Source organism: Alkalibacterium sp. 20, assembly GCF_001885615.1.
Classification (GTDB): domain Bacteria; phylum Bacillota; class Bacilli; order Lactobacillales; family Carnobacteriaceae_A; genus Alkalibacterium.
Genome location: NZ_LSRN01000001.1, coordinates 264,091 through 286,519, shown reverse-complemented (window position 1 = coordinate 286,519; position 22,429 = coordinate 264,091). Strand labels below are relative to the sequence as shown.

At 38.6% G+C, this 22,429-nt stretch carries 22 protein-coding genes; 8 read left to right on the top strand and 14 right to left on the bottom strand.

Translation table 11 applies throughout. The features are described from left to right. Window positions 1–478: 478 nt before the first annotated feature. Window positions 479–1,162, top strand: coding sequence for a DUF554 domain-containing protein (locus AX762_RS01415; protein ID WP_071847376.1), 684 nt, complete (start codon window positions 479–481; stop codon window positions 1,160–1,162). A 187-nt stretch (window positions 1,163–1,349) separates the two neighbouring features. Here the strand turns inward: AX762_RS01415 and rpmG are convergent, their stop codons facing one another. The 8 genes from rpmG to AX762_RS01375 form a co-directional block, all read right to left on the bottom strand. Beyond that, the gene (gene rpmG / locus AX762_RS01410; RefSeq protein ID WP_071847375.1) at window positions 1,350–1,499 is read right to left on the bottom strand and encodes a 50S ribosomal protein L33; all 150 of its coding nucleotides are present in this window, start codon (window positions 1,497–1,499) and stop codon (window positions 1,350–1,352) included. 1 nt (window position 1,500) lies between these two features. After that, window positions 1,501–1,623 carry a putative metal homeostasis protein gene (locus AX762_RS12685; RefSeq protein ID WP_177244009.1) on the bottom strand — a complete coding sequence of 41 codons (123 nt, stop codon included), beginning with the start codon at window positions 1,621–1,623 and terminating at the stop codon, window positions 1,501–1,503. Between the two features lie 132 nt (window positions 1,624–1,755). Next, window positions 1,756–2,835: a GTP-binding protein gene (locus AX762_RS01405; RefSeq protein ID WP_071847374.1), complete on the bottom strand. Its 1,080-nt coding sequence runs from the start codon at window positions 2,833–2,835 to the stop codon at window positions 1,756–1,758. 44 nt (window positions 2,836–2,879) lie between these two features. Further along, a complete protein-coding gene (rpsN, locus tag AX762_RS01400) occupies window positions 2,880–3,149 on the bottom strand; it encodes a 30S ribosomal protein S14 (protein ID WP_071847373.1) in 270 nt (89 codons plus the stop codon). Between the two features lie 69 nt (window positions 3,150–3,218). Then, the gene (gene rpmF / locus AX762_RS01395; RefSeq protein WP_071847372.1) at window positions 3,219–3,392 is read right to left on the bottom strand and encodes a 50S ribosomal protein L32; all 174 of its coding nucleotides are present in this window, start codon (window positions 3,390–3,392) and stop codon (window positions 3,219–3,221) included. Window positions 3,393–3,743: 351 nt separating this feature from the next. After that, entirely contained in the window at window positions 3,744–4,913 is a 1,170-nt protein-coding gene (locus tag AX762_RS01390; protein WP_071847371.1) for a hydroxymethylglutaryl-CoA synthase, read from the bottom strand. Window positions 4,914–5,272: 359 nt separating this feature from the next. Then, complete coding sequence (locus AX762_RS01380; RefSeq protein WP_071847369.1) at window positions 5,273–6,193, bottom strand: NADP-dependent oxidoreductase; 921 nt, start codon at window positions 6,191–6,193, stop codon at window positions 5,273–5,275. Between the two features lie 152 nt (window positions 6,194–6,345). After that, a complete protein-coding gene (locus AX762_RS01375; protein ID WP_071847368.1) occupies window positions 6,346–6,984 on the bottom strand; it encodes a phosphoribosyltransferase in 639 nt (212 codons plus the stop codon). A gap of 294 nt (window positions 6,985–7,278) precedes the next feature. On the opposite strand from AX762_RS01375, the gene AX762_RS01370 reads away from it, so the two are divergent. Then, complete coding sequence (locus tag AX762_RS01370) at window positions 7,279–7,680, top strand: YtxH domain-containing protein (protein ID WP_071847367.1); 402 nt, start codon at window positions 7,279–7,281, stop codon at window positions 7,678–7,680. Window positions 7,681–7,880: 200 nt separating this feature from the next. On the opposite strand, the gene AX762_RS01365 is transcribed toward AX762_RS01370, so the two are convergent. The 3 genes from AX762_RS01365 to AX762_RS01355 all read right to left on the bottom strand — a co-directional run bounded on the left by AX762_RS01365 (window position 7,881) and on the right by AX762_RS01355 (window position 11,513). Further along, window positions 7,881–8,738, bottom strand: a complete 858-nt coding sequence (locus tag AX762_RS01365) for a helix-turn-helix domain-containing protein (protein ID WP_071847366.1) — start codon at window positions 8,736–8,738, stop codon at window positions 7,881–7,883. Between the two features lie 274 nt (window positions 8,739–9,012). Further along, entirely contained in the window at window positions 9,013–10,809 is a 1,797-nt protein-coding gene (gene pnpS, locus AX762_RS01360) for a two-component system histidine kinase PnpS (RefSeq protein WP_071847365.1), read from the bottom strand. Then, window positions 10,806–11,513 (bottom strand): response regulator transcription factor, encoded by a 708-nt coding sequence (locus AX762_RS01355; RefSeq protein WP_071847364.1) that lies wholly within the window; start codon window positions 11,511–11,513, stop codon window positions 10,806–10,808. The genes pnpS and AX762_RS01355 overlap by 4 nt, the downstream gene beginning before the upstream one ends. Before the next feature lie 291 nt (window positions 11,514–11,804). Between AX762_RS01355 and AX762_RS01350 the strand changes: the two genes are divergently transcribed. The 5 genes from AX762_RS01350 (at window position 11,805) to phoU (ending at window position 16,278) form a co-directional block, all read left to right on the top strand. Beyond that, window positions 11,805–12,785: a PstS family phosphate ABC transporter substrate-binding protein gene (locus AX762_RS01350; protein WP_071847363.1), complete on the top strand. Its 981-nt coding sequence runs from the start codon at window positions 11,805–11,807 to the stop codon at window positions 12,783–12,785. Between the two features lie 142 nt (window positions 12,786–12,927). Further along, a complete protein-coding gene (gene pstC, locus AX762_RS01345) occupies window positions 12,928–13,857 on the top strand; it encodes a phosphate ABC transporter permease subunit PstC (protein WP_083432731.1) in 930 nt (309 codons plus the stop codon). After that, window positions 13,857–14,735, top strand: coding sequence for a phosphate ABC transporter permease PstA (gene pstA / locus AX762_RS12495; RefSeq protein ID WP_143139247.1), 879 nt, complete (start codon window positions 13,857–13,859; stop codon window positions 14,733–14,735). The genes pstC and pstA overlap by 1 nt, the downstream gene beginning before the upstream one ends. Before the next feature lie 15 nt (window positions 14,736–14,750). Continuing rightward, the gene (gene pstB / locus AX762_RS12490) at window positions 14,751–15,524 is read left to right on the top strand and encodes a phosphate ABC transporter ATP-binding protein PstB (RefSeq protein ID WP_143139246.1); all 774 of its coding nucleotides are present in this window, start codon (window positions 14,751–14,753) and stop codon (window positions 15,522–15,524) included. A gap of 70 nt (window positions 15,525–15,594) precedes the next feature. Beyond that, the gene (gene phoU / locus AX762_RS01335) at window positions 15,595–16,278 is read left to right on the top strand and encodes a phosphate signaling complex protein PhoU (protein WP_071847361.1); all 684 of its coding nucleotides are present in this window, start codon (window positions 15,595–15,597) and stop codon (window positions 16,276–16,278) included. A 101-nt stretch (window positions 16,279–16,379) separates the two neighbouring features. On the opposite strand, the gene AX762_RS01330 is transcribed toward phoU, so the two are convergent. The 3 genes from AX762_RS01330 to mnmE all read right to left on the bottom strand — a co-directional run bounded on the left by AX762_RS01330 (window position 16,380) and on the right by mnmE (window position 21,574). After that, window positions 16,380–17,453, bottom strand: coding sequence for a mechanosensitive ion channel family protein (locus tag AX762_RS01330; RefSeq protein ID WP_071847360.1), 1,074 nt, complete (start codon window positions 17,451–17,453; stop codon window positions 16,380–16,382). 716 nt (window positions 17,454–18,169) lie between these two features. Next, window positions 18,170–20,065, bottom strand: a complete 1,896-nt coding sequence (gene mnmG / locus AX762_RS01325) for a tRNA uridine-5-carboxymethylaminomethyl(34) synthesis enzyme MnmG (RefSeq protein ID WP_071847359.1) — start codon at window positions 20,063–20,065, stop codon at window positions 18,170–18,172. Window positions 20,066–20,185: 120 nt separating this feature from the next. Further along, on the bottom strand, window positions 20,186–21,574 hold the full coding sequence (gene mnmE, locus AX762_RS01320; protein ID WP_071847358.1) for a tRNA uridine-5-carboxymethylaminomethyl(34) synthesis GTPase MnmE: 1,389 nt from the start codon (window positions 21,572–21,574) through the stop codon (window positions 20,186–20,188). A gap of 376 nt (window positions 21,575–21,950) precedes the next feature. On the opposite strand from mnmE, the gene aac(6') reads away from it, so the two are divergent. Further along, a complete protein-coding gene (gene aac(6') / locus AX762_RS01315; protein ID WP_083432729.1) occupies window positions 21,951–22,415 on the top strand; it encodes an aminoglycoside 6'-N-acetyltransferase in 465 nt (154 codons plus the stop codon). The last annotated feature ends 14 nt before the right edge of the window (window positions 22,416–22,429 follow it).

Genomic DNA, 22,429 nt, shown 5'->3' with positions numbered 1-22,429 from the left:
GAGTAGTGTTCAATCTTTAGAATAGCAATTTGAGACCGTTCTGAATAAGATAAGTGTTTTCCCTTACGTACTGATGTGTTATCGTTAGAGTGCGTCATGTGAATTCATCCTGTCTATTGAGAGTTAGAGGTAACTTTAATATAACATGAAATTCACATGGCGTTTTTTATATGTTAGCCTAAGCGGCTAACTTCATTATAAAATCCAGCAACGATATTTATTTTTTGAAAGGAAGAAGATTAGAAAAAAACGTGATCTTCAAACCCTATTTCTTGTGAAGGGCACACAATTCATTCATCTACAAGAATCGTTATCAGTTTTAGATCTTTTAAAGCTGTTGAAACTGACTTGAAGTCAGTTTCTTCTACCTTTAATGGTATTCTTCTCATAAACTGCTTGTATTTTTATTTGTATAAGCACAGTATCCCAATTATAATAGAGTGACACATACTACTTTTGCAACTAAAGGAGCACGGTTATGTTTTTTGGAGTTATTATAAATACAGTGGCTATTTTTGTGGGGAGTATTATCGGATTATTTGTTAACAAAGGTATTCCTGTACATATAGAAAATGCTTTGATGAAAGCACTCGCGCTCTGTGCCATCTACATTGGTGTCACAGGTCTTTCTACTGGAGAAAATACGATTTATATTATTCTCTCTATGGTTATCGGTGTAACGATTGGTGAAATCATTAATCTAGATAAAAAAATAATCCACATGGGTAATATGCTTGAAAGTCGTTTTCCCGCTAAAAACGGTTCAGCCTCCTTATCAAAAGGATTTGTGATGAGCAGCCTGATCATGGCCGTGGGAGCCATGTCGATTGTTGGACCTTTAGAGAGTGGTCTTGTCGGCACTCACACGATTTTACTCACAAAGTCAGTGATGGACGGATTGACAAGTCTTATTCTTGCTTCAAGTATGGGCATCGGCGTATTCTTCTCGGGATTTTTGGTTTTCATCTATCAAGGCGCGATCGCCTTATTTGCCAGCAGACTAGATGCTATCTTAACTGATCCTATGATAAATGACATCAATGCTATCGGATCACTTCTTATTTTAGCTTTAGGCTTTAATCTGCTGGAAGCAACCAAAATTAAAGTAATGAATTTTGTCCCCGCTATTTTTATCCCGATTCTATTTTTTATGTTTTATTAAAAAAACTGTCAGTTAAAGTCCTGCTCTTTCCAAATCACTTTGGTCAGCACGCCTTAAACTAACGGTTTTTTTATTTTATCGAATCTTTAAAAACTCACTACTTTGTCTGTAATAGAAAAAGTTTATAAGATAGAATGAAAACATTCTACCTTATAAACTGATTAGTTCTATAAGCTTATTTTTTCTGTTATTTGGTTTCTCTGAACAAGGCTTTACGTCTTAATTTTTGAGAATATTTTTTCAGTTCTAATCGCTCAGAATCATTGCTTGTATTCTTACTTGTTAAATATAAACGTTCGCCAGTTTCTACGCATTCCAATGTGATGTTTTTTCTCATCTTATCTTACTCCCCGTTTCAATTTTTTTAATTGTTTGATAACTCTAAGTCCTCGTCGCGCTGTTTTTTTATTCGGACTCTTCATTATACGCCGAGCCGTAGACACATCTCTTTTTTCAGCCATATCAATCCACTCCTTACTATGATAAGTATCCTTGTTCACTTCAACCGCTTTTCCACTTTAAATCGAGGTCATAAGGTTCAGCTGTATAACCTACTACTATCTATATTATCTTTATATATAGTTTAAGTCAGTTTACGAATCCATACCAAGTTCTTCCATTGTATCTTTGGTTAAGACACACCTCTCGAAAGACTTCTTCATTTCTTCCAATGGCAAGTTTTTCCCTATAAACACGAGTACCGATTCACGTTTCCTCTCTCCCCAAGGCTCTCCACGCTCAGCTTTAAAGGCCATGTTTACTCCTTGATAGATGATCTGATTTGCATCACCATAAAGATGTATTATTCCTTTATACCTTAAAAGGTCCATTCCATATGTCATAATCAATTCATCCATCCACATATCGATCAATGTGGGATGAATTGGCTCCAAAGCTTTTAAAGAAAGTGTTACCATACCTTCTGTATGGTTGATATGATGGTCATGACTGTGATCATGTGCGTCGTGGTCGTGATGATGGTGGTCGTCATGTCGGTGTTCATGGCCATCTCCATCTTCTTCTAATTCCAGACTGTCATCTTTTTCTGTTCTCTGTTCTTCGAAAAGGTTCAATCCTAACACGTCGTTTACTGCTATTTCTTCCAGATTTAATCTGTCAATATCTGCAAAAGGATTTATTGAACGAAGTTTCTTTTTCAATAAGTGGAGCATTTGACTGTTTACCTGCTCTCCTTTTGTTAATAATAATTTATCCGCAAAAGCAATCTGATCGATCGATTCTTCATAATGAGCTATTTGATACATTGCGTTTGAAGCATCCACTAAAGTTAAAACAGAATCGATTTCAAAGTGATCTTGCAAGAAAGGCGTGCGCATAAATGTCTGAGCGATTGGCCCCGGTGCTGCTAAACCCGTGGTCTCAATGACGATTCGATCAATTGATACCTTTTGCTTTTCTCTTATATTATATATCGTGCGTAGCATATCCGATAAATCCGTACGTAAAGCACAGCACAGACAGCCATTGTTCATTTGATAAACTTCTTCTTCTACATTCACAACGAGATTATGATCTACTCCTACGTCACCGTATTCATTTACAATGACTGCAACCTTTTCATCATAAGGTTGATGCAAGAGTTCGTTGATCAAGGTTGTTTTTCCGGCTCCTAAAAAGCCTGTAATGATTGTTACGGGTATTTTCTGACTCATTATAACGACTCCTTTTCCTGATTATGCTCTATTGCCGATCAGATTTACCAGCTCGCTTTTTTTACACCAGGAATTTTGCCCTCGTGTGCCAATTTACGGAAGTTGATACGAGACATACCAAACTTACGCATATAGCCTCTAGGTCTCCCATCAATTTTGTCGCGATTTTGTAAACGCGTAGGTGAAGCATCTCTCGGCAATTTTGCCAATGCTTCATAGTCCTCTTTTTCTTTTAATTCACTACGTAATTCAGCATATTTTTCTACAGTTCTTTCCTGACGTTTCAATTTTTCGATTTTACTCTTCTTAGCCAAAAGTCACACTCCTTCTATTTTTGAAAAACAAACAAAATTCCACTACAAAAATATTTCCACTTTTACTTTTTATTTATCCAGCACTTTTTTTCCGTTGTAATAACCATCTTTCGTAATACGGTGACTCATACGGTATTCACCCGAAGAAGCATCAAGTGAAAGTCCTCCAGGATTATTCAAACCTTTATGTGTACGTCTTTTTCTCTGTTTTGCTTTTGATGTTCTTCTTTTAGGTACCGCCATTATAATAGCTCCTTCAATTTACATTCTAAATCGTAATGATTACGTTTTGTAATTTTACTACATGTATTTAATAAATTCAAGTGATTAATAATATATTTTTATTTACTTGAAAACACCCAATTCTTCGTTCGATAAAATTATCCGACCCTCTTAAGATTTTCTTCTTTTTATATAGCTCTCCGTCTGTTTTTTCAGTTTATTCAAAAAAACACAAAAAAGTATCAGCAATTGGCTGATACTTTTTTAAATTTTAAGTAGGTTCTCTTCTATGCATAAATCAATTTCACTATAGAAGGTGTTTCGGTCACTCGTTTAACTGAGTCACATTACCCCGATTAAACTGTGGCGTTGTTACTTGACTGCGTATTTTCTAAGGTTGTCTTGGATAGCTGCTAAATATGCTTTTCCATCTTTGATCTGTTCCGTATTCATTTCAATATTTGAGCCGTCTTTAGGTAAGGCTTTTTCTAATAATTCTTCATACTCGTCCGTAGTCAATTCACGACGTGTATTTAATAGTGCTTCATTGTTTCCTTTGTTTACATAGTTTTTATAATCAGGTTGAACGACGCCACTGAAGAATTCTCCGACTGCGCCTGAGCCATAACTGTACAGACCGATACGTGATCCTTTTTTTAATTCCGGTGCTTGTTCAAGTAAGGACAACAGACTGAGATAGAGCGAACCAGTGTAGACGTTCCCTACCTGTTTGTTGTAAATGATACTGTTCTGATAATGACTCATCAGACGTTCTGCATCTTCTTTGCTGGCTTCTGCTGTCAAACTTAAAATCGCTTTTTTAGCCATCTTCGTATACGGCAAGTGGAAACACACCGCTTCAAAGTCTTTTAAATCGCGCTGCGTTCTTTCTTTATATACGCCCCAGACATCATTGAGAAAAGAAAGATAGGATTCATTCGAATATTTGCCATCGACAATTGCATAGTCTGAATACAGAGGTCGCCAGAAATCCGAAATGTTTTTAGTTAAAGCTGCACTATCGTTATCTAAGGCTAATATGCGCGGATTACTTGAAAGGACCATCGCCACAGCTCCAGCACCTTGTGTCGGTTCTCCGGCTGTATTTAAGCCATATTTTGCAATGTCGGCGCCTATTACTAATGCTTTACTGTCCGGATTCAAAGCAATGTGACCCATGGCCATTTTTATTCCAGCCGTCGCACCGTAACACGCTTGTTTAAGCTCAAACGAACGGGCATTTTCTTGTATGCCTGTTAAGTGGTGGACCCATACTGCTCCAGATTTTGAATGGTCAACACCAGACTCTGTTCCAAATAAAACCAAATCGATTTTTGCTCTGTCTTCATCATCTAATATGGCTAACGCCGCATTTGCCCCCATGCTTACGGCATCTTCATGAAGAGGCGCGACCGCCATTTTTTCTTGTCCAATACCTATCGTATATTTTGCTGGATCGACACCTCTAATTTCAGCTAATTTTTCCATATCTATATATTGATCAGGTGTGTAAAAACCTATCTTGTCTATCCCGATATTCAATCGCTTAACCTCCCAATCATCGTTCTCACTATTTATCTCTACTACAGTATAGACAAACTTCTTTAAAATTTATTAAAGAAGTTGAACTTTGTATCAATTAAACTGAATCAATCTCTCTATTATTTAAAAATATAGATCACACTTGCTGCAATAGGGTTCGGCCGTCCTTTTAACTTTCTCTGAGCAGTTCGGACAAGTTACATAGTCATCTTCTTCTTTTCCCAATATTTTAAACCCCTGTGCAACGACTTTACTACCCAACAGCAGTGATCTTATCTGGAATTTATACGATAAAAACAATAATAAGGCGCTTAAAAAAATGCCCACAAAAATCATCTTTTCCCGCTCCATTCAGTCAGTCAGTCGCTCTCCTCTTTTACTTTGATAATTAATTTCCCTTGCACATGGCCCGTCTCACTCAACGTATGAGCTTCTCTCAGTCCTTCTTCTGAAAAAGGATAAACCTCTGAAATAACAGGTTTTAACTTCCCTTGTACGAGCCATTCGTGGAGTTGTTCGAGCGCTTTTTTTGTCGGTTTCATCGAGAAAAATTGTGCATCGTAAATCTTTGTATCAACTAATTCACTCGGGTCTCCGGCAATAGACAGAAGTCTGCCTTTATTTTTAATAAGAGACAAACTTTTTTCTAAGACCTTTCCCCCGATAGTATTAAAGACCAAGTCGATATCTTCTAAAACCTCTTCAAACGCTTCCTTTTCATAATCAACTGGTCGATCGACACCCAGCGATTTAAGCAGCTCTTGATTGCTGCCGCTGGCCGTGGAAGCAACCCAGGCTCCTTGCAGTTTAGCTATTTGAACAGCAAGCGTCCCGACACCCCCTGAACCGGCATGTATCAGCACTCTTTGTCCGCTCTTAACTTGACCTCGTGAGACGATTGCTTCATAAGCCGCTTGTCCGGTCAATGGAACGGCTGCCGCCTCTTCAAATGAAATGCTGTCGTTTAACTTAACGGTCCTGTCCGGACGGACGGAAACAACTTCTGCATACGTTTTAGACCCGTTAGCCATCACACGGTCTCCTACTTCGAATCCTTTGACGTCTGCACCTGCTTCGAGCACTCTCCCGGCAACGTCATTACCGACAGTCATTGGTAAACTGCCGCCAAATGAGCCTTTTCGACGTTTGATATCGACCGGATTGACACTCGTGGCGTATACTTCAACGAGCAGGCGATCTGGTTTCAATTCAGGTTTATCCGTTTCTTTTAACTTTAATTGATCCACTCCACCAAACGCTTCTATGATTATAGCTTTCATCTTTGTAAACTCCCTCAGTATATTTTTTTAAAATAAAATAAGCTGAATTTCAAAACAAGTTTAACTCATTTTAAGATTCAACTTATGAATGATCAGGATATTGTATAAGCTACTATTAAGATAATTTGCTCAGATTAAATTGAGTTTTCTATTTAATCCGTCTGTGAAAATGATTTTAAACTTTCGATTACTTGTTTGTCTTCTACTTGTGGGAAATGAGTGTAGTAAGCTCCGACAGCCCCCAGAAAAACTACTGGAATATCTAATGCCACAACCTGATCAACCAAACTCAGCAACTCATAATAGGTATCTTGGGGTATTACCGGCACGGCTACGATGATTTCCTTGGCTTTTTGTTTCTTCACAGCTGCAATCGCCGCTTGAATCGTTAATCCCGTCGCGATTCCATCATCCACTAAAAAAACTGTTTTGTCCTTGATCGGTTGTTGAGAAAGCACTTGTGAGTATTTATTCCGGCGACTTTCCATCGCTTTACGCAGACGGATGACTTCCTTGTTTATCCATTCCGGATCCAGATGGTCGGTTACAAGTCTATTTAAAATAGGCTCTCCCTTTTCAGAAACTGCGCCAATAGCATACTCCGAATGATAAGGATGACCAATTTTTTTCGACATGATCATATCAAAGGGTAGGTGATATTGCTCAGCAATTACTATGCCCAGGGGAATGCCTCCTCGTGGCAAAGCCAGAACAACGGAATTATCAGCATCTTTTATTTGAAGAGCTGCAGCTAGCTGCTTTCCTGCATCTATACGATCATAAAATCTCATTGTTATCCCTCCTGGAACAAGTGACTAACTCACATTTTCTACCGTCTTTTTTCCTCTTAAAGTTTGAACATAGTATAACATGAATAAAAAATTCCTAATATTAGAATGATTGGATCGCTTTTTAAAGCACCGTTTCAAAGGAAATCACTTTTTACTGAACCATCACTCTGAAAGTATAAAATTTGAATCATTATTAGTTTATAGGTTTCGAGTGATTCTGATTTGAAAAGCCAAGTGTTTGCTCTATAATGTAAAGAGAAAGTATTAACACTTAATTGCCAAGGAGGAAGAAAAATGTCATTTATAAAAGGTGCTTTAATTGGGGCTGCTTTAGGTTTATTGTTCGCGCCTAAGAGCGGTGAAGAAACACGTGAAGATTTACGTAAAAGAATGGACGATTCAAAAAAATCAGCAGGTGACTACGCAGATAAAGCCAAAGTAAGATCTGAAGAAATGTCACAAACAGCTGGAACAGCTACAGAAAACATCAAGCTGACAATAAGTAAAACAGCTAAAGATTTACGCGAACAGTTGCATCATGCTTCAGAAGAAATCAAAGATGAAGCCCGCACGCTGAAAGAAGAAGTGAAAGAAACAACTGAAGATGCTTATGTGGATATTGCAGTCGAAGTGGACGATGCTTCTGACGAAATCCGTGAAAACCAAGATGACGCTAACTTGAACGATAAAATATAATTGATTTTGACCTCTCGAAGAATCTATTCGGGGGTCTTTTTTTCGAATTTGGGATATTGAAAGTCAGAATTGAAAAAAGAGACTATCAATGGAAAAGGTTATTTATCATTGTAAACAAAAAATACATTCCCACTAATTCGTCGAAACGACGTACCAGTGGTGAATGTATTTTTTTATGGTCGATTTACACTGAGCTGTTTCTACTTGATCAATTCTTTTCCTAATCGGTCAATAGTTAATTGCATTGAGACCGTGAATTTTTCATTCTGCTGAATATCAAAAATAGTCCAAGCCTGTTTATAAGCACTCAAAGCATCTTCTTTTTGTTCTAATTTTTCCAGACAAAATCCCTTATAATATAAAAAATCACCTAAGAGAAACAGCGTCTTTTGTTCTACAACCAAATCTAGCCCCTGGAAAACTATACTAAGGCATTCGCCATATTTGTCTTGCTGCGCAAGACAAATAGAATAATTCAACATCAGCTTGGCTTTTTTCTCATGATTCATCCATTCAGAAAACATATCAAAGCCTTTATGATAATACTTTTCTGCTATATCATATTCCTCTTTTTTTAAGTACTGATTGCCGATACTATCAATAACTTCTAAGCGTAATTCCCCATTTTTCATTTCTTTTTCCAGACGGATCAAGTGGTTTAATGCTTTATCATTGTCCCCATCACGATAATCAAACAATAAACCTTTAACCCATTCAAAGAACAATCCGTCTTCTCCAATAGCTTGCTGTATGAGTTCTTCATTTGAATCAATAAGATAAGAAACAGTATCGTATTCTCTTCGCTCCAAATGTTGTCGTACCAACTTGCTTAATTGCGTAGTTTTAGAATACCGACTCTCGATCGAATCTTCCCCGTAAAAATAATGCAGTGAAACTTCTAGTCTTTCAGCCAACTTTTCCATTAATTCTCTACTAGGTCTCACTTTTCTCTTTTCGATTCGACTAATCATCGCTTGCGTACAAATGCCCTCTGATAGATCAGATTGAGTCATTTTTATTTCTCTTCTTCTATTCTTTATCTTCTCCCCAATTCTCATTCACAAAGCCCTCTCATTATATTACCATTATAATATTAGTTATATTAAATCATTATACATAAGTAGGGAGCTTATTTCTACAACTTTAACGACTAATCCTGACTTTACTCTCATTTATAATAAAAAAGACTAAAGATCGAGATCTTTAGTCTTTGATGAGTGTTCTCATATATTTTTAATTTTTATGTCGTAACAGGTGCTTTATTCTTGCGTTTTAGATGTCTCAGAATGTTAAACGGCTTCTAAGACTATTGAAAGGAGTCCCTTTGTGGCATTAACGATTTTTCTCAGACGTTTTGGATGTTGAGAGAGGCAGCCAGACAGTAAAGCGTGTGCCTTTTCCAACTTCACTTTCCACCTCGATGCGTCCATTATTGTTTTCAACCAGCCATTTAACGATCGACAAGCCGAGTCCTGTCCCTCCGACGTTCCGGCTTCTTCCTTTATCGACGCGATAGAAGCGTTCGAATATTCTACTCACTTGATCTTTAGGTATGCCTATTCCCGAGTCAATGACGGATAACTGCAATTCATTATCAAGCGTATCGATATCGATTGTCACTTTCCCTTTTTCTGGCGTGTAAGCAACCGCATTGCCAATTAAGTTGATGAAGATTTGTTTGAGATGATCGGGATTTATTTTTATTTCAACATTATCTATATTATTGACACTGATATGAATTTGCTTCATATCGATTTTTTGGCTTAAGATTTTGATGACTTCATCAATAGTATCTTTTACACGAATTTTTTCTTTTATCCCGCTAACTTTTCTATGTTCTAGTTTGGACAATTGTAAAATATCATTGACCATGGCATCTAACCGGCTAGATTCTTTATAAATGATTTCTAAAAATTCGACCAGTACATCTTCATCGTATAAAGCGCCGTCCAGCAATGTCTCGCTGAACCCCTTAACCGCAGTGATCGGTGTACGCAACTCATGCGACACATTAGCCACAAAATCGGTACGCACCTTTTCAAGTCTTCTTATTTCAGTGATATCATACAGCAGAACAATAAAATTAAGCGTTTCTAAAGATTGATTAAGAATCGGGACCACATGGACATCCACTATTTTTTCTTCCGGATAATAGATTTGAATTTCTTTGTTTTGAACAACTTGTTCATCATATGCTTTTTCTATTATGGCAATCAATTCAGAGCTATGCAGACTCTCATAGAATGGCTTTCCTTGTTTGCTATTCAAATCTTCCCCGAGTAGTTCATTCATTATAGGATTGACCATATTGATGGTTTTATCTCTTTCAACCACCATCACGCCAATAACCAGATGATTCACGAGTTCTTTCAGCCTTAACTCGTTCTCTTTAATTTCTCCCATTTGGTTGTATAAATTAACGGCTAATTTATTTATAGAGTAACCCAGTTCATCAATTTCCTTGTATGAACCTGGATGATATCTAACAGAATAATCCTGAAAAGACAGGACATCAGCTATATTCTTGATGTTTTCAATGGGCGCGGTTATTTTTTCCGCCCAATAGCGTATGAACAAGACAGCAACAAAAATGGACAGCACAATAAATACTAATAAGGCGGTCATTAATTCATCCGTTACACCGACCACCTCTTCAGCACTTTTAGATAGTCTGATAAATCCTACAAGCGTCCCTTCATCCGTCCGAATCGGTGCGGCACTGTAGTAAAAAATATCTCCCGTACTTTCGCTGATGCGATAATACGTTCCAATCTCTTGCCCTTCAATGATCTGCTCTATTTCTGGTCTATCCAGATGATTCTCAATTGTATCTAAGGGTGCATGCGAATCATATAAAACCTCTCCTGCCAAATCAATGAACGTTATTCTCTCATTGATTACCTCTGATGCAGAAGCTAGCTGAGTGATGAGTCTGTCTCTATTTTCAAAAGTGGTAATTTCGCTCTCTAGTTGACTTTCCAACGTCATCAATTGAACAGATAGCGCATCTTCTTGTTGTTCGACGGCTTGCCTTTCGATGACAGAAGAAACCATATAAACAAAAAGAACAGAAAAAGACAGAAGAATAAGTGTAAAGACAAAAATCATTCTCGATTGAATTTTTTTCATTTAGGTACCTCTAATTTGTAGCCGAAGCCTCTAGCTGTTTTAATGTAGTGCGGTTTTTTCGGATTTTCTTCGATTTTATCTCTCAAGTGACTGATATGCACATCGACGATGCGTGTTTCTCCAGTAAAATCGTAGTCCCATATAGCAAGCAAAAGCTGTTCGCGACTTAAGATTCGATTTTTGTTTTCTGCCAAATAAAGCAGTAGCTCAAACTCTTTGGGTGTAAAGTCCACCTTTTCTTCTTTGACATAGACTTCGAAGTTTTCAGGATAGATGGTGATATCATCGAATTTAATGATTTTTTCAGTTGTTTCGGGTATCGTCTCCTGTTTATTATTCTTCTCGATTCTGCGTATGATTGCTTTAATTCTCGCAATCACTTCACGAGGACTGAACGGTTTCGTAATATAATCGTCAGCCCCTATTTCCAACCCAACGATCTTATCAATCTCAGAGTCTTTCGCTGTCAACATGATGATGGGGGTATCGATCTTTTCTCCTCTTAATTCTTTGCATATCTCCATGCCATCTTTAGAGGGCAGCATCAAATCGAGTAATATTATGGCATACTCATTCGCCAGAGCTAGATTTAATCCTTCTTCCCCGTCCATCGCTACTTCGACACTATAGTTCTCTTTTTCTAAATTATATTGAAGTAATTTGACTATCGATAACTCATCTTCTATTATCAATACTTTTTTCATACGTATCCTCCATTGGTTTGTATCATATTAGGTAAGTATTATCTTTTGTATTATGTATCGAGCGAAATTCTTATTTGTTATTTAAAGCAATAATAAGCTAAAACGCTCAAGGATTCAACTAGTATAACGGATTCACAGAACGATTCTCAGCACGGACAGCACTGTATAAAAAAATGCCGAAGAAATATTTACACAATCTTTACATTGTATTTTCATAAAATCAATGTTGGTCGTTTATTATGAATATATGAACAGGCGATGTTCAACTAAAAAAAAAAGAGGGATATAATTATGAAAATGAATAGACTAGCTAAAATAGGTACCTCATTAAGTGTAGCACTTCTCTTGGCAGCATGTGGGAATGAACCGACTGATGAAAACGACACTGGAACAAATGGCGACACTTCTGATGGTGAAACTTCCGAAGGTATTGCTGGTTCTGTTCAAGTAGACGGGTCATCAACGGTCTTTCCAATATTGGAAGCTGTAGCCGAAGAATTTTCAATTGCAAATCCAGAGGCTCGAGCAACCATTGGCGTATCTGGATCTGGTGGCGGATTCGAGAAATTTATTGCTGGAGAAACAGACATGTCTAATGCTTCTCGACCAATAAAAGAAGAAGAAGCTGCACTAGTAGAAGAAGCTGGTATTGAATACACAGAATTCCAAATTGCTCTTGACGGACTCTCAGTAGTCGTAAATCCAGAAAACGATTGGGTGGATTACTTAACTCTTGAAGAATTAGAAATGATTTGGGGAGAAGCTAGCGGCGTTACAACCTGGGCAGAAGTCCGAGATGGCTGGCCTGATGAAGAAATCAAATTATTCAGTCCAGGAACCGATTCTGGCACCTACGATTATTTCGATGAAATCATCTTAGACGGCGAACAAATAAAAAGAGACGCCTCTCTATCTGAAGATGACAACGTACTGGTACAAGGGGTTCAAGGTTCAACAAACGGTTTAGCTTACTTCGGTTATGCCTATTATGCAGAAAACATGGACACTGTTAAAATCGTTCCCATCGAAAATAGTGAAGGAGAAATCATAACACCTTCAGATGAGACCGTTCAAGACGGCACTTACGAACCGTTATCAAGACCATTATTCATCTATGTGAAAAACGAATCTATGAAGGAAAACGAAACAGCTTATGAATTCGCTAAATACACTTTAGAAATGGCTGGAGAAATGGCTACTGAAGTTGGATATGTGGCACTAGACGATTCCCTATACGAAGAGAGCTTGGAAACACTTGAAGGTTTAAAATAAATAATTAAATTAATAGCACAAAAGAATTAATGATTTGTTATAAATACTCAAAAGCAAACATTTATTTGAAAGATTATATAGCAAAGTGTCCATCGTGAATATCTCGTTGGACATTTTGCCTATGTTTAAGGAGTGTTCAATCATGAAATCAACGATACGTGACAGGATTCAGCAAAATCAATCTAAACAGTCCTACCAAAATAAAATTGAAACGATCATGCCGATGCTATTTTTACTCATGGCTTCTCTTTCCATTTTAGTTACAGCAGGAATCATTTTCACCCTATTTAGAGAAACAATCTACTTTTTTTCGCAGGTTCCTTTTATTGATTTTATAACGGGCACAGAATGGTATCCTTTTTTTGCGAATAACCCTAGCTATGGTATTTTGCCACTGCTTTCCGGCACATTTACAATTGCCGCGATCGCAATGGCAGTTGCTGTACCTTTTGGTTTAGCTGCAGCCATTTATTTGAGTGAATACGCCAGCGATCGAAGACGTAAAGTATTGAAACCCATTTTAGAAGTATTAGCCGGTGTTCCGACGGTCGTTTATGGTTTGTTCGCATTAACGTTTGTTACACCTTTGCTGCAAACATTTATGCCTAGTTTACCTATTTTTAATGCCTTAAGCCCAGGAATAGTTGTAGGAATCATGATCATTCCTCAAGTCGCTTCATTATCTCAAGAAGCGATGAATGCTGTTCCTCAGTCCATGCGAGATGGCGCTCTGGCATTAGGCGCAACGCGTTTAGAAGTTGCTTTGAAAATCGTCATTCCCGGTTCACTTAGTGGGATCATCTCTTCTCTTGTTTTGGGCTTATCACGTGCGATCGGTGAAACAATGATCGTAGCGACTGCAGCAGGCTCGACACCAAACTTAGGTTTCACCCCCACCGAATCGATTCAGACGATGACAGCTTATATTGTTCAAGTCAGCCTGGGGGATGCGACGTTTGGCTCGACTATTTATTACAGTATCTATGCAGTAGGAATGACTCTATTCCTCTTCACTTTGATCATGAATCTATTTGCCAATCACATTTCCCGAAAATATAGGGAGGTCTACTAATGAAAAACAAAGTTGTTGTACCTGATGAAAAGCAAATATCAAGAAGAATTACAAAAAACAAACTGGCTCAAGGGATTTTCTTCTTGGCCACCCTATTTGGAATGGTCGTACTGGCTACCCTGATTATTAGAATTTTTTCACAAGGAATCGGCTACTTGAATATAGATTTTTTGACTAATTATGCCTCAAGAAGACCTGAAGATGCAGGAATCAAAGCTGCACTCCTTGGAACTATCTGGGTCATGTCCATAACGATACCTGTTTCACTCATACTAGGTGTTGGGACGTCCATCTATCTAGAAGAATATGCACCAAAAAATAAATTTACCCGTTTTATCGAACTGAATTTAGCCAACTTAGCTGGCGTTCCTTCTGTTGTGTTTGGTTTACTTGGTCTCACAGTCTTTGTTCGATTACTCGGAATGGGCAGAAGTATTTTAGCCGGTGGTTTGACCATGTCGCTTCTTATTTTACCCGTCATCGTAGTCGCTTCAAAAGAAGCCATACGGTCTATTCCGCAAGAACAATATGAAGCAGCATATGCTATGGGCGCAACCAAATGGCAAATCATTCGGACCGTTGTCCTTCCAGCAGCCACACCCGGAATATTGACGGGAGCGATTCTTTCATTATCCCGAGGTGTCGGAGAAACAGCCTCCCTATTGATGATCGGTGCGATGACCTTCATTGCGTATACGCCAACTTCCATCCTGGATAGCTTTACTATTCTACCTATTCAAATTTTCAGCTGGGCAAGCAGACCCCAAGCAGAATTCCAGGCAGTAGCCGCAGCTGGAAGTATTGTCTTACTCATCATTTTAATTTTGATGAATTCACTGGCTATTGTCATTCGTAATAAATACTCGAAACGTTATTAATGTAGGAGGAAAATCATGAATAAAGAAGAAACTGTTCAGTCTGTCTATTCCGTTAAAAATTTCAACTTGTGGTACGGGAATACGCAGGCATTAAAAGATATCTCAATAGAAATACCCGAAAAACAAGTGGTCGCAATAATTGGACCCTCTGGTTGTGGCAAATCAACATTCATTAAAACACTGAACCGCATGGTAGAGCTCGTTCCTACTGTAAAGATGAAAGGCTCCATTCACTATAATAATGAAGATATTTTTAAATCCAACGCTAAAGTGGAAGCTTTACGTACAGAGGTTGGTATGGTTTTTCAAAAACCGAATCCTTTCCCTAAATCAATCTATGATAATGTTGCTTACGGACCCCGTATCCACGGGATCAAAGATAAGAAAACCTTAGATGAAGTGGTTGAAAGAGGTTTAAAAGGTGCCGCTTTATGGGAAGAAGTAAAAGACAGATTAAGTGAGAATGCTTTTGGGCTTTCTGGGGGTCAACAGCAACGTCTATGTATCGCACGAGCTTTAGCTGTAGAACCGGAAGTCATATTGATGGATGAACCGACATCAGCACTCGATCCGTTATCAACTGCTAAAATAGAAGACTTGATTCATGAACTTAAGAAAGATTATAGCATCATCATCGTCACACATAACATGCAGCAAGCTGCTCGAATATCAGATAAAACAGCCTTCTTTTTAAATGGAGAAATTATTGAGTTTGGTCCAACAGAAAAAATGTACAGTAAACCGGATGACAAACGAACAGATGATTACATTTCAGGTAAGTTTGGATAAACCATCTGTTCCATCTATAATAAAATGAAATTCACATATCGAAAAATAAAATTAAGAGGTGACTAATTTAATGAGAAGAGCATTCGAAGAAGAGTTAAGTAATCTGCATTCACAATTTTACCAAATGGGATTAATGGTATCTGAATCAATCTATCTATCCGTTAAAGGGTTTACGGCCCACGATAAAGGTATCGCTGAAAAAATCGTAGAGAATGACCCCCTTATCAATGAACAACAAGTAAAAATCGAGACGAAGTCTATCGAGCTCATCGCCTTACAACAGCCTGTAACAAGCAATCTGCGTCGAATCATTACTATTATGAAAGCTTGTGCCGATTTAGAGCGTATGGGAGATCATGCCGTTAATATCGCGAAGGCAACGATTCGTGTCAAAGGCAATAAGAGGAATCTGGATATTGAAAACGAGTTAGCTATAATGGCTGAAAAGGTCAAGAAAATGGTTGAACGGGCTTTAAAAGCATTCATCTACATGGATGTAGAAGAAGCTAAAAGGATAGCCTTAAAAGATGATGAAATCGATCAGATCGCTTTCGAATTACACATAAGAACGATAAATGAGATGAAACTAGATCCTGAAATAGTCCTTGGTGCCACGAATTACATTTTAGTGGCTGGAAACATCGAACGCATCGGCGATTATGTTACGAACTTGTGTGAATGGATCGTTTATCTTGAAACAGGTAAAATCACTGAATTAAATACCCATAATACACTTGATAACAACATCTATTAACTTGTTTTGACATCACTTACTCTCTCAGAGCAGATGAGATTGTTTCAAAAAAAATAGTACCGGCGAGTAGGATCTACTCGCCGGTACTATTTTTTATTCAATTATTTTTTATTTGAAATAACATGAATATCACGTTGTGGAAAGGGTATTTCAATATTATTCTCAGCAAATTTTTTGAACAGTTTAAACCTCAAATCGCTCGGGATGATAAATTCTCTCTCGTCGCTTTGAGAGTCGATCCAGAACCAGACCGTGAATTTCAAAGCAGATTCTCCAAACCCTTCAAAAAAAACACGCGGTGTAGGACTTTCAAGTATGTTGGGCCACGATTCTTCTCTCAATTCGTACACCGCTTCATGCAATAAGCGTTGAACTAACTCAACATCGCTGCCATATGAAACCCCTACTTCAACCGGTATACGCAACCGTGTGTCCGTATAAGAACGGTTAACAAATTTTTCTTCTAAAAAATAGGAATTAGGAATGATCATGCGTTCATTCACACGCGTGCGTACAACTGTCGCGCGTATTTTTATTTCCTCAACATCAGCGATCGTATCATCGATAATGACGCGGTCTCCTACTCTGATCGGACGTTCAAACAAAATAATTATACCCGATATGAAATTAGACATGACATTTTGTAAACCGAACCCGATCCCAACACCCAGAACACTGGCAAAGACCGTCAAACTGGTCAGGTTAAAGCCGATAGATGAAAGAGAGATCAGAACAGCCATCGTTATAATCAGATAATGGGAGAAGGTATTCATCGAGGCGCGCAAGCCTCGATCCAATCCGTACTTATCATAAACAGTAGGCAGTATGTATTCACGAATGGCTTTTGAAAATTTAACAGCCAAAATAATCGCAAATAGGACGGCTATAATAAGAAAAATGGTGATATCGGTGTTCCCAAATACAAATAACGTCTGGTAAATGAATGATGTTTCAGAAAAATAGGTGAAAAAATAAATGACTAGAACGAATACAGTGAACCAGTTCACGATCGTCTCAAGAAATAAACGTGTTTTTATTTGATTGATAACTTTTTTAAGAACTGAATGTAAGCTGGCGCGAATAACAAATATAAGAATAAAGCCAACGATTGCACCCAGCCAGAAACTGATTTCATTGTTTCGCAAAAAATCGAAAAAATTATTTAGCTGCTCCATAGTATCTTCCTCACTAAGCATAGATTTATCTCTAGTTTACCAAAATATAAAGAAATTAACGACCAATCTAATCACTTCATCTAAAAGTGACTTGAGCTACTGTGAAACAAAGCGCAGATCAGGATTGCGCAAACGCGTTACTTTTTCAGTCATGCTGATTCGTGACTTAGAAGACGAAACTGACGGTTATCAGTTTCATCATTGTAGAGTACAAAGGAGCACACTCGGCGCAAGATGAGCGTGCTCCTTTGTGAAAATCGGTTTGCCGGCAAGTTCGGTAAGTAGCTTTTTATGCGTGGCTCCAACTTACCGAATAAGGGCATATTCGGTAAGTTACCGCTTCACCTGATAGACTAATGACCGAACTTGGTCCAACTTCGACACTTTGAAAAAATACTTACTCTCCTAATTACCGAACAAGCCTCCATTCGGTAATTGGGGAGGCTTTTGATATTTCTAATAACCGAACCTGTTGGTACTTCGACACATTGAGGAGAAAAGAGTTGCGCTACTTACCGAACCTACCACTATTCGGTAGTTAGATAGGTAAAAAGAAATCTAACTTACCGAACCTGTCCAAAAACCTGAAAAAATAGCAGTTAGTAATTTTAAAAAAACGAGCCCAATCGTCTTTTTCGACCATTTTCCAATTTATTCAAGGTTTTACTTCAAAGGTATAAAAAAAGGCTGGATATCCAGCCTTTTCCTAATCATATTTAAGTTTTGCTCACTTTTTGAATATCGCCTTGTTCAACGTAAATCATCAAGATCGAGATATCTGACGGATTAACGCCACTGATACGACTTGCCTGAGCAATCGTTTCAGGTTGGATTTTAGCCATTTTTTCTCTGGCTTCGGTCGCAATGCCGTTGATCACAGAATAATCGATACCCTCAGGGATGCGTTTGTTTTCCATTCGCTTGATTTTATCAGCTTTACGGATTGCTTTATCGATGTACCCTTCGTATTGAATATGAATTTCTACCTGTTCTTTCACATCTTTGGGTAATGCTTTTTCCAAAGGTGCAAAAGGAATGATATCTTCATATTTTACATATGGTCGTCTCAGGAAATCATATACAAGGGTCCCATCTCTAAGTTGCGGCTCACCTTTTGAATCCAAATATTCTTTGACATCACTTGGTTTCAAACGAATCGTTTTTAGTCGTTCCAGTTCTTTTTCAACGAGGTCTTTCTTGGTCAAGAACAATTCAAAACGCTCTTGAGAAATCAGGCCAAGATCATACCCTTTTTCTGTTACACGGAAATCGGCATTATCGTGACGTAAAAGTAGACGATACTCCGCACGTGACGTTAATAAACGATACGGTTCATTCGTTCCTTTCGTCACTAAGTCATCGATCATGACGCCGATATAGGCTTCGTTACGTTTCAAGACAAGCGGTTCTTGGCCTTTTACTAAACTCGCTGCATTGATTCCGGCCATAAGCCCCTGACCCCCGGCTTCTTCATAACCGGATGTGCCGTTCATTTGTCCGGCTGTAAACAAACCACTGACGAGCTTGGTTTCCAGCGATGGACGTAATTGATACGGTTTAACTACATCATATTCGATGGCGTAACCCGTTCTCATCATTTGAGCATTTTCCAAGCCTTCAATGGAACGTAAAACATTTAGTTGGACATCTTCCGGTAAAGAAGACGATAACCCTTGCACGTAAACTTCGTCGGTGTTTGCACCTTCCGGTTCCAGGAACAATTGGTGTCTCGGTTTGTCACTGAAGCGGACGACTTTGTCTTCGATAGACGGGCAATAGCGTGCCCCGACTCCTTCAACGATTCCTGTAAACATTGGGGCCCGGTGCAGGTTTTCACGAATAATATCATGAGAAATGTTACTTGTGTAGGTTAACCAGCATGAGATTTGTTCATCGAGATAATCATCATCTGACGTTTCAAAACTGAAATGATGCGGCTCTTTATCACCTGGTTGTTCTTCGGTCACAGAGTAATCGATCGATTCTTTGTGCACGCGAGGAGGTGTTCCCGTTTTGAAACGGTCGAGTTCGAAACCATGTTTCAATAAACTTTCTGACAGTTTAATACTGGGTTGAGTGTTGTTAGGACCCGAAGAGTATTTTAGTTCTCCAATGATGATTTGTCCACGTGAAGACGTGCCGGCAGTTAAGATGACCGCTTTTGCTCTGTAAATAGCTCCCGCATTGGTGACTATTCCTTGAATTTGATTGTCTTCAACGATGAGTTCATCCACGATGCCTTGTTTCAAGTCTAAATGTTTCGTCCGTTCAATCGTTTTTTTCATTTCGATCGAGTACATATGTTTATCCGCTTGGGCACGCAATGCGCGTACAGCGGGTCCTTTAGCTGTGTTCAACATACGCATTTGAATATATGTTTTATCGATGTTTCGGCCCATTTCGCCGCCTAAAGCATCGATTTCTCTGACCACGATACCTTTGGCGGGTCCACCAAGTGATGGATTACACGGCATATGGGCGATCATGTCTAAGTTGATCGTCATTAATAAGGTTTCGGCACCCATTCGGGCTGAAGCCAGAGCTGCTTCCGAACCGGCATGACCAGCTCCTACAACAATCACATCATAATAACCTGCTTCATAAGTTTGCATAGATTCTTTCCTTTCTAATTATAATTCGTTTTTTTAGTTTTGTTTTAAGTTTTATAGTTCAATATCGGGCTTGTTCTGCTTTTCTTATTGTCTAGCGGAACAAGCCTGACTCCGCTTTTCTTATTTCCCGAGGCAGAACTGGCTGAATAGCTGGGTAATGAGTTCATCTTGAACACTGTCCCCTGTGATTTCGCCAAGCAGTTCCCATGCTCGGGTCATATCAATCTGAACTAAATCGACCGGCATGTCTATCTCGATACCTTCGATCACATCGTTAAATGCATCGATGGTTTCATTGAGTAAGGCAATATGTCTGACGTTTGACACGTATGTCGCATCTTTTTCGCCTGTGTTGCCGGCAAAAAACAGTGCCGCAATTTTAGTTTCCAGCTCATTCAATCCCGCTTGTGTAATAACAGACGTTTGAACGATACTGCCTGGCTCAACATATGTTTTTAGTTTGTCTAAGTCCAACTGATTTTCTAAATCCATTTTGTTTAAAATAATAAGTCGATGATGCTCTTCAGTGGCTTCTAACAATAACTTGTCTTCTTGGGTCAGTGATTCGCTCTGATCAAAGACAAGCAGGATCAGCTCGGCATCTGTTAAAGCTTTACGACTGCGTTCCACACCGATGCGCTCTACAATGTCTTCTGTCTCGCGAATCCCCGCCGTATCGATCAGTCTTAATGGTACGCCTTTGACGCTCACGTACTCTTCGATCGTGTCTCGTGTCGTCCCGGCCACTTCAGTAACGATCGCTTTTTCTTCTTTGAGTAAAACATTTAACAAACTCGATTTCCCAACGTTCGGGCGACCAATAATTGCCGTAGCTAATCCTTCGCGAAGTATTTTTCCTTGGCCCGCTGTTTCAAGCAAGGCTTTAACTTGAGCTTTGACTTCTTTGGCTTTTTCAACCAAGAGTCTTGAAGTCACTTCTTCAACGTCATCGTATTCTGGGTAGTCAATATTGACTTCTACTTGAACCAGTGTCATCAAAATTTCCTGACGCAAACTGCTAATCAAACGGCTTAAATTTCCATCAAGTTGTGACACTGCCATATGCATCGCTTTATCTGTTTTTGCGCGAATAACATCCATGACCGCTTCGGCTTGAGATAAATCGATCCGTCCATTCAAAAAAGCACGTTTGGTAAATTCACCCGGTTCAGCTAAACGGGCCCCGTTATGCAGGACCGTTTGCAGTACCTTGTTGACAGAAACGATCCCGCCGTGTGTGTTGATTTCTATGACGTCTTCTCTAGTATACGTTTTCGGTGCACGCATGATAGTCACCATGACTTCATCGATCTGTTCGTTTGTTTTAGGATTCACTATGTGACCGTAATGAATCGTATGGGTTTTCTGGTCATTCAATCGTTTCCTACCTGACTGATAAACACGGTCAGCAATTTCCAGCGCTTCATCACCACTGATGCGAATGATCCCAATACCACCTTCACCTGGTGGCGTAGAGATTGCAGCAATCGTATCAAATTCTATAGCCATTCATAGTTCCTCCTATTTATTTCTTATTTCGCAAAACATGCATAAATTTTAATTTTATTCACAAAAAAAAGTGCCTGGTCCACTCCAATTTAGTATAGACTACTACATTGAGCGGAAAGCACTTTCACTACTTTACCTTATTTAAAAACGTAAATGAATTATTCTATTTGTTTCGACATGTTAAATGATATAAGTAATGGCCTGAATTGTCAACTTTTTTACTTATTAATAATAAGTTTTGTGTGAACAATTTATTACAAGTATCAAGGTGTCATAATACTATATTTTTCTATCTGGAAAGAATTGAAAGCGTTCTTTCGCCTAATATGATAGAATATAAAATAACAAACGTATTTAACTGGTCTTGGGAGGAACGATGATGCACAAGATAAAAAAAGCAAATGATACTCATATTGAAAAAATCACGCAGCTGGCTCATTTACTGTGGCCCGAAGAAAATATCAACGCCTTAAAAAAGGAAATGAATCATTTTCACCGAGATAGCACCTCAGAGTTATTCATATGCGAAGAGATTCAAGAAATCATCGGATTTGCACATGTTCAGTTGCGCTACGATTATGTAGAAGGCACCGTTTCTACTCCTGTAGGTTATTTGGAATGTATTTACGTCAGAGAAGCGTATAGAAAACAAGGCATTGGTAAACAACTCGTTGAGGTATGCGAAGATTGGTCACGATTTATGGATGCCACTGAGTTCGCTAGTGATGTTGAACTAGTGAACGAGAAAAGTACTGATTTTCATGAGTCTATCGGTTTCAAAGAAGTGAATCGGGTCGTCTGTTATACCAAACAATTAAAACAAAAAAACCATCGAAGTTGAGTGTCAGAAAGTGA

What these genes read in the sequence shown, in the direction of transcription:
- AX762_RS01415 (WP_071847376.1), top strand. Translation starts at nt 479, where the DNA reads ATGTTTTTTGGAGTTATTATAAATACAGTGGCTATTTTTGTGGGGAGT.
- rpmG (WP_071847375.1), bottom strand. Translation starts at nt 1,499, where the DNA reads ATGAGAAAAAACATCACATTGGAATGCGTAGAAACTGGCGAACGTTTA.
- AX762_RS12685 (WP_177244009.1), bottom strand. Translation starts at nt 1,623, where the DNA reads ATGGCTGAAAAAAGAGATGTGTCTACGGCTCGGCGTATAATGAAGAGT.
- AX762_RS01405 (WP_071847374.1), bottom strand. Translation starts at nt 2,835, where the DNA reads ATGAGTCAGAAAATACCCGTAACAATCATTACAGGCTTTTTAGGAGCC.
- rpmF (WP_071847372.1), bottom strand. Translation starts at nt 3,392, where the DNA reads ATGGCGGTACCTAAAAGAAGAACATCAAAAGCAAAACAGAGAAAAAGA.
- AX762_RS01380 (WP_071847369.1), bottom strand. Translation starts at nt 6,193, where the DNA reads ATGAAAGCTATAATCATAGAAGCGTTTGGTGGAGTGGATCAATTAAAG.
- AX762_RS01375 (WP_071847368.1), bottom strand. Translation starts at nt 6,984, where the DNA reads ATGAGATTTTATGATCGTATAGATGCAGGAAAGCAGCTAGCTGCAGCT.
- AX762_RS01370 (WP_071847367.1), top strand. Translation starts at nt 7,279, where the DNA reads ATGTCATTTATAAAAGGTGCTTTAATTGGGGCTGCTTTAGGTTTATTG.
- AX762_RS01365 (WP_071847366.1), bottom strand. Translation starts at nt 8,738, where the DNA reads ATGAGAATTGGGGAGAAGATAAAGAATAGAAGAAGAGAAATAAAAATG.
- pnpS (WP_071847365.1), bottom strand. Translation starts at nt 10,809, where the DNA reads ATGAAAAAAATTCAATCGAGAATGATTTTTGTCTTTACACTTATTCTT.
- AX762_RS01355 (WP_071847364.1), bottom strand. Translation starts at nt 11,513, where the DNA reads ATGAAAAAAGTATTGATAATAGAAGATGAGTTATCGATAGTCAAATTA.
- AX762_RS01350 (WP_071847363.1), top strand. Translation starts at nt 11,805, where the DNA reads ATGAAAATGAATAGACTAGCTAAAATAGGTACCTCATTAAGTGTAGCA.
- pstC (WP_083432731.1), top strand. Translation starts at nt 12,928, where the DNA reads ATGAAATCAACGATACGTGACAGGATTCAGCAAAATCAATCTAAACAG.
- pstA (WP_143139247.1), top strand. Translation starts at nt 13,857, where the DNA reads ATGAAAAACAAAGTTGTTGTACCTGATGAAAAGCAAATATCAAGAAGA.
- pstB (WP_143139246.1), top strand. Translation starts at nt 14,751, where the DNA reads ATGAATAAAGAAGAAACTGTTCAGTCTGTCTATTCCGTTAAAAATTTC.
- phoU (WP_071847361.1), top strand. Translation starts at nt 15,595, where the DNA reads ATGAGAAGAGCATTCGAAGAAGAGTTAAGTAATCTGCATTCACAATTT.
- AX762_RS01330 (WP_071847360.1), bottom strand. Translation starts at nt 17,453, where the DNA reads ATGGAGCAGCTAAATAATTTTTTCGATTTTTTGCGAAACAATGAAATC.
- mnmG (WP_071847359.1), bottom strand. Translation starts at nt 20,065, where the DNA reads ATGCAAACTTATGAAGCAGGTTATTATGATGTGATTGTTGTAGGAGCT.
- mnmE (WP_071847358.1), bottom strand. Translation starts at nt 21,574, where the DNA reads ATGGCTATAGAATTTGATACGATTGCTGCAATCTCTACGCCACCAGGT.